General features: G+C 47.0%; 13 protein-coding genes. 11 read left to right on the top strand and 2 right to left on the bottom strand.

The features are described from left to right. Positions 1-94: 94 nt before the first annotated feature. The gene (locus DA718_RS17290) at positions 95-1,147 is read left to right on the top strand and encodes an SLC13 family permease (RefSeq protein ID WP_130624391.1); all 1,053 of its coding nucleotides are present in this window, start codon (positions 95-97) and stop codon (positions 1,145-1,147) included. A 100-nt stretch (positions 1,148-1,247) separates the two neighbouring features. On the opposite strand, the gene DA718_RS17285 is transcribed toward DA718_RS17290, so the two are convergent. After that, positions 1,248-2,228 carry an IS5-like element ISKpn26 family transposase gene (locus tag DA718_RS17285; RefSeq protein ID WP_016947617.1) on the bottom strand — a complete coding sequence of 327 codons (981 nt, stop codon included), beginning with the start codon at positions 2,226-2,228 and terminating at the stop codon, positions 1,248-1,250. Positions 2,229-2,314: 86 nt separating this feature from the next. On the opposite strand from DA718_RS17285, the gene DA718_RS17280 reads away from it, so the two are divergent. The 6 genes from DA718_RS17280 to DA718_RS17255 all read left to right on the top strand — a co-directional run bounded on the left by DA718_RS17280 (position 2,315) and on the right by DA718_RS17255 (position 9,868). Beyond that, positions 2,315-2,725, top strand: a complete 411-nt coding sequence (locus tag DA718_RS17280; protein ID WP_193555338.1) for a transporter permease — start codon at positions 2,315-2,317, stop codon at positions 2,723-2,725. 83 nt (positions 2,726-2,808) lie between these two features. Continuing rightward, complete coding sequence (locus DA718_RS17275) at positions 2,809-3,960, top strand: iron-containing alcohol dehydrogenase (protein WP_227015947.1); 1,152 nt, start codon at positions 2,809-2,811, stop codon at positions 3,958-3,960. 196 nt (positions 3,961-4,156) lie between these two features. Further along, positions 4,157-5,260 (top strand): response regulator transcription factor, encoded by a 1,104-nt coding sequence (locus DA718_RS17270; RefSeq protein WP_112216831.1) that lies wholly within the window; start codon positions 4,157-4,159, stop codon positions 5,258-5,260. A 179-nt stretch (positions 5,261-5,439) separates the two neighbouring features. Beyond that, positions 5,440-6,393, top strand: a complete 954-nt coding sequence (gene hpfH, locus DA718_RS17265; RefSeq protein ID WP_112216830.1) for a (2S)-3-sulfopropanediol dehydratase activating enzyme — start codon at positions 5,440-5,442, stop codon at positions 6,391-6,393. Between the two features lie 37 nt (positions 6,394-6,430). Continuing rightward, positions 6,431-8,911, top strand: coding sequence for a (2S)-3-sulfopropanediol dehydratase (hpfG, locus tag DA718_RS17260; protein WP_112216829.1), 2,481 nt, complete (start codon positions 6,431-6,433; stop codon positions 8,909-8,911). 171 nt (positions 8,912-9,082) lie between these two features. Continuing rightward, positions 9,083-9,868: a sulfite exporter TauE/SafE family protein gene (locus DA718_RS17255; RefSeq protein WP_112216828.1), complete on the top strand. Its 786-nt coding sequence runs from the start codon at positions 9,083-9,085 to the stop codon at positions 9,866-9,868. 59 nt (positions 9,869-9,927) lie between these two features. On the opposite strand, the gene DA718_RS17250 is transcribed toward DA718_RS17255, so the two are convergent. After that, entirely contained in the window at positions 9,928-10,512 is a 585-nt protein-coding gene (locus DA718_RS17250) for a Maf family protein (protein ID WP_112216827.1), read from the bottom strand. 141 nt (positions 10,513-10,653) lie between these two features. Here DA718_RS17250 and yceD point away from each other — a divergent pair, with 141 nt between their 5' ends. The 4 genes from yceD to DA718_RS17230 all read left to right on the top strand — a co-directional run bounded on the left by yceD (position 10,654) and on the right by DA718_RS17230 (position 13,672). Beyond that, the gene (gene yceD, locus DA718_RS17245; RefSeq protein WP_112216826.1) at positions 10,654-11,175 is read left to right on the top strand and encodes a 23S rRNA accumulation protein YceD; all 522 of its coding nucleotides are present in this window, start codon (positions 10,654-10,656) and stop codon (positions 11,173-11,175) included. Positions 11,176-11,191: 16 nt separating this feature from the next. Next, entirely contained in the window at positions 11,192-11,365 is a 174-nt protein-coding gene (rpmF, locus tag DA718_RS17240; protein WP_000290724.1) for a 50S ribosomal protein L32, read from the top strand. A gap of 202 nt (positions 11,366-11,567) precedes the next feature. Continuing rightward, positions 11,568-12,665 (top strand): phosphate acyltransferase PlsX, encoded by a 1,098-nt coding sequence (gene plsX / locus DA718_RS17235; RefSeq protein WP_185928547.1) that lies wholly within the window; start codon positions 11,568-11,570, stop codon positions 12,663-12,665. Between the two features lie 53 nt (positions 12,666-12,718). Further along, complete coding sequence (locus DA718_RS17230; protein WP_112216823.1) at positions 12,719-13,672, top strand: beta-ketoacyl-ACP synthase III; 954 nt, start codon at positions 12,719-12,721, stop codon at positions 13,670-13,672. The last annotated feature ends 7 nt before the right edge of the window (positions 13,673-13,679 follow it).

Below are 13,679 nucleotides of genomic sequence, written 5' to 3'. Positions count from 1 at the left end.
AAGTTGCGATTTTTTGTATCTATATAATTACGTTTTTTAAACACGTGTGCATCTATTGGTCTACAACTGAAAGAATTGACGCTGGGGATATGCTATGAATAACTCACGACGCTTGGTATATCTCTTAAGCGGCCCTATCATTTTTATTGTGGCTATCCTGCTTTTTTCACATAGCCTGACAACCCCAGGCGCACAGGCTGTCGGTACCTTGCTGTGGATGATCTTTTGGTGGGTTACCCGCCCGGTGCATGTGGCTGTAACCAGCCTCTTGCCCATTATTATCAACGCGCTCTTTAATATTGTGCCGATGGGGAGCATTACGGCCCAGTATTGGTCCGATAGCATCATCCTTATTTTTGGTTCGGGGCTGCTGTGCATCCCCTGGGCTTCGATTGGTTTAGATCGCCGGGTTGCTTTAAAAGTTCTTTCTCTTATCGGCCCATCAATGAAGTCGCAGATTACGGTCTGGTTGCTTGCCAGTATCGTAGCTTCAACCATTCTCCCGAATGTGATGGTTTGCGCATTGTTTACGCCTATTGCTATCGCCATGCTGGCAGCGTCAGGTTATGACGATATACCTTCATGTAAACCAGCGGTTCCAATCCTGTTGGCGATTGGCTGGGGGGTTGGTATTGGTGGTGTAGGGAGTCCTCTGGGAGGAGCGATGAACCTTGCGGCTATCTCAATTCTTGAAGAGCATATTGGTCACGAGTTTATGTACGTTGACTGGCTCATTCGTATGGCACCGTTTTACATCATTATTTCGATTGTCAGCCTTGGCTGTATGCTGCTGATGCCGCTGAAAGTTAAAATGCTAAATGGAACGCGTGAGTACTTTGAAAAGAATTACCGCGAACTGGGACCGATGACGCGTGATGAGAAAGTCTGCGCTTCGCTGTTCATTTTAGGCCTGATTGGCGCTTTTGCGCGTCCTCTTTATGCACCTATTTTTCCGGCACTGTCTCCCGCTCATTTATATCTGATTCTTGGTTGCCTCTGCTTTGTGATAACGACGGTCAAAAAAGAACCGATGTTGACCTGGGAGATGGCGCAAAAAGAGACCATGTGGGGAATGCTTATCCTCTTTGGTGGTGGCTTAGGGAAGGTGCGAATAAGCAGGTCATTTCTTCCCAAGCTGACTCGCTGATTAAAATTTCGCGGATCTGGGCCGATTTTTTTCCCGCAAACACATCGAATCAGCCTATTTAGGCTATTTTTTCCACCATTTCTGGCGTTATTTCCGGTTTTTACTGAGATCTCTCCCACTGACGTATCATTTGGTCCACCCGAAACAGGTTGGCCAGGGTGAATAACATCGCCAGTTGGTTATCGTTTTTCAGCAGCCCCTTGTATCTGGCTTTCACGAAGCCGAACTGCCGCTTGATGATGCGAAACGGGTGCTCCACCCTGGCACGGATGCTGGCTTTCATGTATTCGATGTTGATGGCCGTTTTGTTCTTGCGCGGATGCTGCTTCAAGGTTTTTACCCTGCCGGGACGCTCGGCGATCAGCCAGTCCACATCCACCTCGGCCAGCTCCTCGCGCTGTGGCGCTCCTTGGTAGCCGGCATCGGCTGAGACAAATTGCTCCTCTCCATGAAGCAGATTACCCAGCTGATTGAGGTCATGCTCGTTGGCCGCGGTGGTGACCAGGCTGTGGGTCAGGCCACTCTTGGCATCGACACCAATGTGGGCCTTCATGCCAAAGTGCCACTGATTGCCTTTCTTGGTCTGATGCATCTCCGGATCGCGTTGCTGCTCATTGTTCTTGGTAGAGCTGGGTGCCTCAATGATGGTGGCATCCACCAAAGTGCCTTGGGTCATCATGACGCCTGCTTCGGCCAGCCAGCGATTGATGGTCTTGAACAATTGACGGGCCAGTTGATGCTGCTCGAGCAGGTGGCGGAAATTCATGATGGTGGTGCGATCCGGCAGGGCGCTATCCAGGGATAATCGGGCAAACAGGCGCATGGAGGCGATTTCGTACAGGGCATCTTCCATGGCACCGTCGCTCAGGTTGTACCAATGCTGCATGCAGTGAATACGCAGCATGGTCTCCAGCGGATAGGGCCGTCGGCCATTGCCCGCCTTGGGATAAAACGGCTCGATGACAGCGGTCATATTCTGCCATGGCAGAATCTGCTCCATGCGGGAGAGGAAAATCTCTTTTCGGGTCTGACGGCGCTTAGTGCTGAATTCACTATCGGCGAAGGTGAGTTGATGGCTCATGATGTCCCTCTGGGATGCGCTCCGGATGAATATGATGATCTCATATCAGGAACTTGTTCGCACCTTCCTTAGCGTTAGGTAAATTGGTGAATGACTCTGGTGCAAGCGTTGGAATCGCCGGCCTTATCTCAGAACTATCGCTCGATGGTGGACTGCTTACCATTATTGTATTTGTGGTTCTGGCCCGCATCATTTCTGAATCAACAAACTCAACTGCCTCAGCTGCAGTCGTACTGCCTATTGTCCTTGGATTTACCACCAAGCTTGGTTTGAATCCTATTCCCTACTGGTTTATTACCGTGATGGCCTTCAACGCAGAATTTATGCTGCCCATCAGCGTTCGGGCAATCCCAGTAGCCTATGGCCTGGATGCCAGGGCCATGTTCAAAGGAGGAAGCCTGATGGCTCTCATCCATATCATATTCGTGGTGATTGTCGGTTATACATGCTTGAAATTTTGGCCGACGTTCAGCCAACTCTCAGATTTTATGAAATAAGTCCCCCAGGCCAAATTTATGATTTTTAGGCCAGGAGAAGAAAAAATATTCATGTCTTTTAATTACTGAAAATAGAAGGGAAGATGATGAAAAGCTTTAACTTTAAAATACCGCAAAACATTGAGTTTGGTATCGGCTGCCTAAATAAACTGCCGCAAATCTTAAAGGAAAATCATTCTGAAAATGTGCTCTTGATTTCCGACCCTGGTCTCGAAGGTCTTGGGGTAGTAAAAAAGATAGAAGATATTATTGCAGCTGCGGGAATTCATCATACTACCTGGTTGGGAGTGATTCCGAATCCGACTGTAGACGTCGTAAATGAAGCAACTGCGGTCTACAAGAAATGTGGTGCAACGAGTATCGTGGCGCTCGGCGGCGGTAGTTCGATAGATGTTGCGAAAGCAGTGGGTGTATTAGTTAATTATGGTGGAAGCATCACTGACTACGAAGGGAGCAATAAAGTACCTGGACCGATTATTCCGATGATCGCGATCCCGACCACGGCGGGAACGGGGAGTGAGGTCACGGCTTCGTCGGTCATTACGGATGAAGCCAGGAACTATAAACTCTCAGTTATCAGTTATGAGATTCTGCCAAAATATGCACTTTTGGACCCCGAGTTGATCATGACTGCACCATCACATATTGCTGCTGCATGCGGTATTGATGCGTTGATTCATGCCTTAGAAGCCTATTTATCCACCAGCGCCTCTCCGTTTTCTGATGCCATGGCAGAAAAAGCGATGGAATTAATTGGTGGTAGCCTGCGTCGGTTTATTGCGAATAGAAAAGATGAGGCAGCAGCATGTGACATGATGCTGGGAAGCAATTTTGCCGGTATCGCCTTTGCGTGGGCCAGATTGGGTAATGTGCATGCGATGAGCCATCCGGTAAGCGCTTTTTTCCATGTACCACATGGTGTCGCGAACGCAATCCTTCTACCAACGGTGATTGAATATAATGCGCTTGCCGATTGTGGACGCTATGAGGTGATTTATAATTATATCCGTGAAGGCAATGGTGTATTAAATGGATTTAAGCCGCAGATGCTTGTTGAGGAAATTAAAAAACTTAATGTCGACTGTGGAATTCCTGACTCACTGTCTGCTGTTGGTGTTAAGGCTGAAATGATCCCTGATATGGCAAAAGATGCTATGAAAAGCGGTAATATTCTGGTGAACCCACGGCAGTCGACATTAAAGGATATTATTGCACTTTACGAAAAGGCGTTATGACAGGTTTCTAAGATTTTAATGATTTTTTAAATTAAATTCGCCAGGTTGTGAGAAAAGCTGAGTCATTGTGATCTAAATTCAATGTTCAGCTTTTTCTTATGGAAATGAATTGCGAGAAAAACCATATTTTGTTAAAAACGGATGTAATAGGTCAGAGTATCGGCCCCCGGATTTATAAAAGTAATGGAGAGTGACCATGAACTACGAAAGTGTTGGTCAGTTAAATTTTTTTTCGGAAATGTCAGAACGACAAATATCTGCACGGGAATTTTTTAGTAGCGTCTTATTGGATTCTCTCGAGCGAAACTTTGGTTTCAAAAAAATCTTAATTTCATATTTCGATACCCAGGGGAAGTTTCTTTCATGGGTCAACTGGGATGGTATTCATCTTGATGGTAAAGAGCATCCATACCGTAAGTTTATCGCGAATGATGTTGTCAGGCATGTGATACATCAGGAAGCGGTGGCCGATCAACTCACTTACTTTAATGTCACACCTAGACTATATAAATCAACCGATATTATTAACACGATCGATTATGAACATTCTGGTTACGTACGATTTCTCGAGGAAAATTTCCAGCAGCATTATGGCGTGACAATGGCATTTGGTATCAATGCCTATATTCAGGTGGCTTTTTTTAAAAATCAGCAAGAGGGCGACTTCACTGATAATGAAATAGCTACGTTAAATAAAATATATGTTTATGTAGCCAACTCATACAAAAACTTCAAGAAGCACGAACAGGCTAAAATTGTCTCAAACATTCAAAATGAGATCATCTCTTCAGGTGAGAAAGCATACTTAATCACTGATGATTTCATGCACATCATGAGTTCAAATGAAATGGCTCAGGGTTTTTTGAAAGATATTCTGGGCCCCTCGATTACCGAAGAGATTAGCAGTACCAGGCCTTGTAACTGGCTCCCATTTTTATTAGGTAATGAAGGTGAGGGAGCTACCACTCATCGTGTCCAGACTCGGGTTATAAAAGACTATATTTTTAAAATCTATACTTATGACCAAAACTATTCAAATGGAATTATTGACACCTACCATTGGATCACCATTTCTCAGAAAGAAGATCGAAAAGTTAATGACTACTCTGGCATCAAATTACCTTTGACCCAGGCGGAACAGAAAGTTGCCGGGCTGATGTATAACGGGTTAACGTATCAGGCAATTGCTGATGAACTGGTAATTAGTTACCATACTGTAAAAAAACACATACAAAATATATACATTAAATGCGGCGTTAACAGTCGTTTTCAATTATATAAATGGTTTGAAGATAAATAGCCGGCGTAGAGGTTTAAAATAGGGAGTATTCCCTATGTAAAATAGTAAGTCCGGTCGATTTTCTAAAGCATTCATTTTAGATATTCTGAGTTTATAGGGTATTAAAAATAAAAACATTAATGCATGTAAACTATATGTTACATGCATTAATGTTTAAATGAACGCTGAGGAAATGCAGAATGAATCAATCACCACCAGGGATTATTTTCAATATTCAGCGCTTCACTATCCATGATGGCCCAGGTCTGCGCACCGAGTTATTTCTAAAAGGTTGCCCGTTACGTTGCGAATGGTGCAGCAATCCTGAAAGTTTTATGCCTTATGCGCAGGTGGGGGTCTATAAAACAAAATGCATTTCTTATAAAAAATGCGCTGCTTGTGAAGAAACCTGCCCGCAGGAGAATGTACTGCAGTTTTATCGCGGAAAACTGACTTCAATAGAACGCCACGACTGTACAAACTGCCTGGATTGTCATAATGCCTGTCCTTCCGACGCGATTAAGCTATGGGGGAAATCTATGTCGGTAGAAGAGTGCATGAAGGAGATTCGTAAAGATAAAGGCTATTATGAGCGCTCTGGTGGCGGGGTGACGGTTTCTGGTGGCGAACCTTTACTGCAAAGTGATTTTGTCGCCAAATTGTTTCAAGCCTGCAGGAGTGAAGGGATTCAGACTTGTCTTGAGTCATCGTTATATGTGCCATGGAAAAAAGTGCAGAATGTTCTGTCGTACACCGACCTTATTATTTCAGATATTAAACATATGGATCCTGAAATTCATAAAAAATATACTAAAGTATCTAATGATAAAATTCTGAAGAATTTAATAAAGTTAACAGCAGAAAGACATGACATCATTTTACGTATTCCGGTTATTCCAAATGTGAATGATGATATGGCGAATATAGAAGCCACAGCCGATTTTATTCTTAATGAACTCGGCGGGAAAATCCGGACATTACAGCTCTTAAGCTTTATGCGTCTTGGTGAAGAGAAATATACTGCACTGGGCCTTCCTTATAAAATGAAAAACGTGAAGGTTAATCGCAGGTCATTTCAAAAGCATATTCAGATGCTAGCCGAATATTTTAACCAGCGCGGCATTCATTGCGTGGTGGGGACAAAAGAAAAATAGTCAACATTTTATTTCAATCTTAAATGGGATAACTTCTATGAAAGTGAATCATACTACTGCATGTGGGACCCAGCCTTTTGATAAGACCTATAGCCTGGGCTATCAAGTTCATCATGAAGACTGGTCTCCATATCCCCGTGTCAATCGCCTGCGGCAGGCGTTTCTCGACAGACCCTATGATATTGATGTTGAGCGCTTAAGACTGGTAACTGAAGCATATCAGAAGCATGAAGATGCACCGCGTAAGCTGAAGTGTGCCAGGGCGTTTGAAAACATCCTGCTGAATACCAAATTATATATTTATGATGAAGATCTTATTCTTGGTGAAATAGCTGCTCCGGCCAAAGCATCACCGATATATCCTGAGTTCTCTGTTAACTGGATCATTAATGAGATCCTGCATTCTCCTTTTGAGGAGCGTGCCAACGATCAGTTCTATATTCGCAATGATGAGGAACGCAAGGAAATCGTTGAGCTTTGCCGATATTGGGAAGGTAAAACCGTTGATGATTTGATCAACAGTCGGCTTGAAAAAGATCAGACTAAAGGGTCTGAAGTTGGCGAGAAGATATTCCAGACCAATCTTTATCATTATGCCGGAGCAGGGCATCTGGCGATTGATTACGCCCGTTTAATGGCTGTGGGTTATAACGGTCTGATCGACAATGCGCAAGCCGGATTGGAAAAGTTAAGCAAGCGTGATCCTGAATATGGCGACAAGCGTGACTTCTATACAGCGATGATTATCGAACTTGAAGCGGCTAAAAAATATATTGCGCGATATGCAAAATTGGCTCAAGAGTCTGCTGAAAAAGAAGAAAACCCGCAGAGAAAGAAAGAGCTCGAAACCATGGCATTAAACTGTCAGCAGATCGCTGGTGGGGTACCGCAGACATTCTGGCAAGCGCTGCAGTTGTTCAATTTCGCCACAACGCTAATCCAAATTGAAAGTAATGGGCACTCCATTTCCTATGGCCGCATGGATCAGTGGCTTTATCCGTGGTTCGCGGCGGACATGAAGAACAACACGATGACTAAAGAGTTCGCACTTGAGTTAATCGAAGTTCAGTACGTGAAGATGAATAACCCCACCAAGCTAAAAGACAAAGGCACCGTTGCGGTGCGTAACGGTCGTGGTTTTGGCGGTGAAAGCCTGACTATTGGCGGCGTCGATCGTGAGGGGAATGATGCGACTAACGATCTGACGATGCTGATGCTGGAAGGTTCAGCCCATACGCGAATGATGAACCCGTGGGTTTGCGTACGTATGCATGAAAATACGCCCTATGAATTAAAAATTAAGACCGTTGAGTGTATTCGTGCCGGCTATGGTCATCCGAAGCTGTTCAATGATGCACCTTCTATTAAGGGGATGCTGCGCAAGGGAATGACTCTTGAAGAGGCCAGAGATTACTGCGTTGTTGGCTGTGTTGAGCTGGATTTAGCGGGTAAAGAGTATGGCTGGCATGATGCGGCTTATGTGAATACGCCTAAAATGATGGAGATGGTGGTCAACGGTGGCCGCAGTCTTAGTACCGGAGAGCAGCTTGGGCCCGATACTGGTAGCCTGGATACCTATAAGAGTTTTGATGAAGTTCTGGCAAGCGTCGATCAACAGTTTGAATACTGGACCGATCAAATGTGCAGCAGTCTGAATATTATCGATAATGCGCATCGCGAGCTGAAGCCTGTTCCCTACGTCTCCGCTTTCTATGAAGACTGTATGATTTCAGGTAAGGATCTGACTGAAGGCGGCGCGAAGTACAACGGTATTGCTCCGCAGGCGGCGGGTATGGCGACCTGTGCGGACAGTCTGGCTACCATTAAACAACTGGTGTTCGACGAGAAGCGGTATAGCGGTGCTGAGATGCTGCAGGCAGTTAAGGATAACTGGGTCGGCCACGAAAAACTGTATGCATTGGTCAATAGTTCGAAGGTGCGACACTACGGCAATGATGATGACTATGCGGATGATCTGTTCAAATTCATGTTTGAATGCTACTGCCGTCATATTAGCGGTAGAAAGACGCCGCGCGGTGGTGAATTTAGCCCTGGGGTTTACTCGGTCAACGCTAACGTTGGCATGGGCCTGAATACTAATGCTTCCATCGATGGACGTAAAAAATTCGAACCTATCTCCGATAATATGGGGCCAGTTCACACTGACGGCGGTTCCCATGATATCTGCGGGCCGACTGCGCTGGTGAATTCATTAACTAAAGTCGACCATAGTCTCGCGACTAACGGTACGTTGATGAACCTCAGGTTTCCACAGGAAGCCGTGGCTGGAGTCGAAGGGCGCGACAATCTGGTGAGCTTTATTGATGAGTATATTGCCAAGCAGGCGATGCACGTTCAGTTCAATATCATGAGCTCGGCAACCATGCGCGCCGCGCAGAAAAAGCCAGAGGATTATAAAGATATGCTGGTTCGCGTTGCGGGTTATAGTGCTTATTTTGTCGAACTCGGCAAACCGTTACAGAAAGATTTGATTCAGCGCACTGAACTTCATTTCTGATAATAACGTGCAGCATGTTGTGGGAAGACTATTAGTTTTTTGTCATCCCGGAGATACGGGTTTACATCTCCGGGATAACAAAAGAGAGGCCGACCCACATCCTGACTTCTTTGGTTTGGTGGGAAAAAAGCCAGAGATAATGCGAATGTCTTTATATCCAGGGCGGATATTATGAGTTTTAATACTGATTTTTTACTTGTCGGCCTGATGCAAATTGTCGGGTTTTTTGTTCAGGGATGTACCGGATTTGGCTGTACTGTTATCGCGGCATCAGTGACCAACGGTTTACTAGGAACGTCGGTAGGGGTACCTTACGGTACGTTGATTACCTTACCTTTTTTATATTTTCTGGCGGTCAGAACCTGGCGTGATGTTTCCTGGAAAGATTTAGGGAAAATAGTCGCCCTGTGCGTTCCGGGAATATTAGTCGGTAACTACTTATTTTATACAATTAGTCCCAATGTAGCGAAAATCTGTATTGGCGCAATGGTCACGATTATTGCAGTAATGAACATTTACAAGCATATCGTCAATCCATTGATCTTTAAAAAAGCAGAAGCTATTAATGTGCCCGATACGACAGCGAAAAAATGCTTTCGCTATGGTTGTCTTATTTTAGGTGGTGTTGTGCATGGTGCGTTCACTATCGGTGGGCCGCTGATTACCGTTTACACCATCGAAGCCGTTAAGGAAAAAGAAAAATTCCGTAATACCATGAATATGGTATGGGTGGTATTTAACACCTGGAACGCCTTTAACCAGTATCGTAATGGCGCATGGACGGAACATCTTGGTGGCGCTCTGACTATCGGTTTCCCTATGGCGGCGATCGGCTTCTTCCTGGGGATGGCCTTCCTGCAGCGCATTAACAAAGAGACGTTCCTGCGTATCGTTTACTGTGTGCTGCTATTCGTCGGCGGCAACATGCTCTTTACCAGCCTGATGGCTCTGGCTTAAAGAGTGTTCGTTAGGGGATCGGGGTGAATATTGAAACGCCGATCCCATTTTCTGCCTGTCTAGGTGAGCAGTGGGTTAAACCCTTCCCGACGGAGCATTTGACATAAGGCAATGAGCGGCAGGCCGATCAGCGAGTTGGGGTCTCGCCCTTCGAGGCGTTCGAAAAGCGTGATGCCTAATCCTTCGCTTTTGAAACTTCCAGCGCATTGTAGTGGGTTTTCTTTGCGCACATAGCTGTCAATTTCCTGGTCGCTTAAACGGCGGAAATGAACGTCAAAGGGTTCGCATTCGGTCTGTAAATGACCATTAGTTGAATTGTACAGCGCCAGACCAGTGTAGAAGGTCACGATGGTGCCGCTGGCTTTTCTCAACTGGCGATGGGCGTTTTCTTCACTATGCGGTTTGCCAGTGATTTCGCCATCCAGGACGCAAACCTGATCAGAACCTATAATAAGGTGGCGTGGAAAGCGTTCGGCGAGGGCTTGGGCCTTTGCTTGTGCCAGACGCATCACCAACTGGCGTGCCGATTCACCCGGCAGCGGTGTTTCATCAACGTCTGGTGCTGCGCATTCAAAAGGTACTGAAAGCTTCTCCAGCAGCATTCGCCGCCATGGAGAGGTTGACGCCAGGATCAGTTCAGACATATTTTTTCATCCACATGTAGCGCTTCGCAGAGCATCATTTTAAACTATGCGCCGCAATGTGTGCGAATAATTGGCAAAAGGCAACCTGAGGCTGCCTTTTTCTTTGACTCTATGACATTACAAAGTTAATATGCGCGCCCTATGCAAAAGGTAAAATTACCCCTGACTCTCGATCCGGTTCGCACGGCTCAAAAACGCTTAGATTACCAAGGTATCTATACCCGTGATCAAGTTGTGCGTGTCGCCGATTCTGTTGTCAGCGTGGACAGCGATGTGGAATGCAGCATATCGTTCGCTATTGATAATCAGCGCCTTGCCGTGATAAACGGCAATGCAACGGTGTCGGTAACCCTCGAGTGCCAGCGTTGCGGGAAACCGTTCCCTTATCATGTCCACACAACGTATTGTTTCAGCCCCGTCAGAAATGACGAACAGGCGGAAGCACTGCCGGAAGCGTATGAGCCGATTGAGGTTAACGAATTCGGTGAAATCGATCTGCTGGCGCTTGTTGAAGATGAAATTATCCTCTTCTTGCCTGTAGTTCCGGTGCATGATTCTGAACACTGTGAAGTGTCCGACGCGGACATGGTCTTTGGCGAACTGCCTGAAGAGGCACAAAAACCAAACCCATTTGCCGTATTAGCCAGCTTAAAGCATAAGTAATTGAGGAGTAAGGTCCATGGCCGTACAACAGAATAAACCAACCCGTTCCAAACGTGGCATGCGTCGTTCCCATGACGCTCTGACCGCAGTCACCAGCCTGTCTGTAGACAAAACTTCTGGTGAGAAACACCTGCGTCACCACATCACTGCCGACGGTTTCTACCGCGGTCGCAAGGTAATCGCTAAGTAATCACGCATTACTCCATGGATTTCGCGTTGCAAGAAGACGAAAGCAAGAGAAGCACCCGGAGCATAGCTCACTATGTGACTGGTGTGAACGAGCGCAGTCAACGCACTTGCAGTGTGAAAGACGAAGAGTAAAAGCGTGATGAAGCTTAGTGAGGATTTCCCCGGGCAACTGGGGAATAACCAAACCGAGCAGCGACGATATCTTGACACGTCTAACCCTGGCGTTAGATGTCATGGGGGGAGATTTCGGACCCTCCGTGACAGTGCCTGCAGCATTGCAGGCACTGCACTCTAATTCACAACTCACACTTCTTTTAGTCGGCGATCCCGACACTATCACGCCATTACTAGCCAAAGCTGATTTTGAACAACGTTCACGTCTGCAGGTGATTCCTGCGCAGTCAGTTATTGCCAGTGATGCGCGTCCCGCACAAGCGATCCGCGCCAGTCGCGGTAGCTCAATGCGCGTGGCGCTGGAGTTAGTGAAAGAAGGGCGGGCACAGGCCTGCGTTAGCGCGGGCAATACCGGGGCGCTGATGGGGCTGGCGAAACTGCTGCTCAAACCCATCGAAGGGATTGAGCGTCCTGCGCTGGTAACGATGTTGCCGCATCAGCTAAAGGGCAAAACGGTGGTGCTGGATTTAGGCGCTAACGTGGATTGCGATAGTACGATGCTGGTGCAGTTTGCGGTGATGGGGGCAGTTTTAGCCGAAGAAGTCATCGGTATCCAAAATCCCCGAGTTGCATTATTGAACATTGGCGAAGAAGAGATGAAAGGTCTCAGCAGTATTCGCGATGCGGCGGCGGTTTTGAAAACCTTGCCAACCCTCAACTATATTGGCTATCTGGAAGCCAACGAATTGTTGACGGGTAAGACGGATGTTTTGGTTTGTGATGGATTCACGGGCAACGTCACATTAAAAACGATGGAAGGTGTGGTCAGAATGTTCCTTTCACTGTTGAAATCACAGGGAGAGGGGAAAAAAAGGTCGTGGTGGCTGTTTTTATTAAAGCGTTGGTTACAAAAAAGCCTGTCGAGGCGATTCAGTCACCTCAACCCCGACCAGTATAATGGCGCCTGTCTGTTAGGATTGCGCGGTTCCGTGATTAAAAGTCACGGTGCTGCCAATCAGCGCGCTTTTAGCGTAGCGATAGAGCAGGCAGTGCAGGCGGTGCAGCGGCAGATCCCTCAGCGGATTGCCGCTCGCCTGGAATCTTTATACCCTACAGGTTTCGAACTGCCTGAGGGCGGCAGAAGCGGGAGTTCCGGTTCTCAGACTGGGATAACTGGTAACGACTGACGCCCGGTAGTTTGAGTAAGCCAGGTATATTACCCAAGAGTGACTGAGCGTACATGTATACGAAGATTGTTGGTACCGGCAGTTATCTGCCTGAGCACGTGCGTACGAACGCTGAATTAGAAAACATGGTAGATACGTCTGACGAGTGGATTGTCACTCGTACAGGTATCCGTGAGCGTCGTATTGCCGCACCGAATGAAACAGTTGCTACGATGGGCTTTGCAGCCGCTAAGAATGCACTGGACATGGCGGGCGTTAAGCCGGAACAAATTGGTCTGATTATTGTTGCGACCACCTCCGGTACCCATGCATTTCCAAGTTCTGCTTGCCAGGTTCAATCGATGCTGGGCATTAAGGGTTGCCCGGCGTTTGACGTTGCTGCTGCATGTGCAGGTTTCACCTACGCGCTGAGCGTCGCCGATCAATACGTTAAAAACGGTGCGGTTGATTACGCGCTGGTCATTGGTGCTGATGTGCTGGCGCGAACCTGCGATCCGACCGATCGTGGAACCATCATCATCTTTGGTGATGGCGCTGGTGCGGTTGTGCTGGGCGCTTCTGAAGAGCCGGGTATTATCTCTACGCATCTGCATGCGGATGGTAGCTACGGTGAACTGCTGACGCTGCCGAACGCCGATCGTGTTGATCCTGACAACTCAATTTATCTGACGATGGCGGGCAACGAAGTCTTTAAAGTTGCCGTGACCGAACTGGCGCATATCGTTGATGAGACCCTGGCGGCGAATAACCTAGAGCGTTCTGCGCTGGATTGGCTGGTGCCGCATCAGGCCAACCTGCGTATTATCAGCGCCACGGCGAAAAAGCTGGGGATGTCGATGGATAACGTGGTGGTCACTCTCGACAGACATGGTAATACTTCAGCAGCCTCTGTTCCTTGCGCGCTGGATGAGGCCGTTCGTGATGGCCGTATCCAGCGTGGTCAGCTCATTCTGCTGGAAGCCTTTGGTGGTGGTTTCACCTGGGGTTCCGCGCTGGTTCGTTTTTAGTATAAGG

Origin of the sequence: Klebsiella huaxiensis (assembly GCF_003261575.2) — a bacterium.
Classification (GTDB): Bacteria; Pseudomonadota; Gammaproteobacteria; order Enterobacterales; family Enterobacteriaceae; genus Klebsiella; species Klebsiella huaxiensis.
The sequence above is the reverse complement of the archived record's forward strand: the minus strand, read 5'-3'. Positions and strand labels throughout refer to the sequence as shown.

Excerpts from the sequence above, each read along its gene's own strand:
- hpfH (WP_112216830.1), top strand. The coding sequence starts at position 5,440 with ATGAATCAATCACCACCAGGGATTATTTTCAATATTCAGCGCTTCACT.
- DA718_RS17255 (WP_112216828.1), top strand. The coding sequence starts at position 9,083 with ATGAGTTTTAATACTGATTTTTTACTTGTCGGCCTGATGCAAATTGTC.
- DA718_RS17270 (WP_112216831.1), top strand. The coding sequence starts at position 4,157 with ATGAACTACGAAAGTGTTGGTCAGTTAAATTTTTTTTCGGAAATGTCA.
- DA718_RS17285 (WP_016947617.1), bottom strand. The coding sequence starts at position 2,228 with ATGAGCCATCAACTCACCTTCGCCGATAGTGAATTCAGCACTAAGCGC.
- hpfG (WP_112216829.1), top strand. The coding sequence starts at position 6,431 with ATGAAAGTGAATCATACTACTGCATGTGGGACCCAGCCTTTTGATAAG.
- DA718_RS17230 (WP_112216823.1), top strand. The coding sequence starts at position 12,719 with ATGTATACGAAGATTGTTGGTACCGGCAGTTATCTGCCTGAGCACGTG.
- rpmF (WP_000290724.1), top strand. The coding sequence starts at position 11,192 with ATGGCCGTACAACAGAATAAACCAACCCGTTCCAAACGTGGCATGCGT.
- DA718_RS17290 (WP_130624391.1), top strand. The coding sequence starts at position 95 with ATGAATAACTCACGACGCTTGGTATATCTCTTAAGCGGCCCTATCATT.
- DA718_RS17250 (WP_112216827.1), bottom strand. The coding sequence starts at position 10,512 with ATGTCTGAACTGATCCTGGCGTCAACCTCTCCATGGCGGCGAATGCTG.
- DA718_RS17275 (WP_227015947.1), top strand. The coding sequence starts at position 2,809 with ATGATGAAAAGCTTTAACTTTAAAATACCGCAAAACATTGAGTTTGGT.
- yceD (WP_112216826.1), top strand. The coding sequence starts at position 10,654 with ATGCAAAAGGTAAAATTACCCCTGACTCTCGATCCGGTTCGCACGGCT.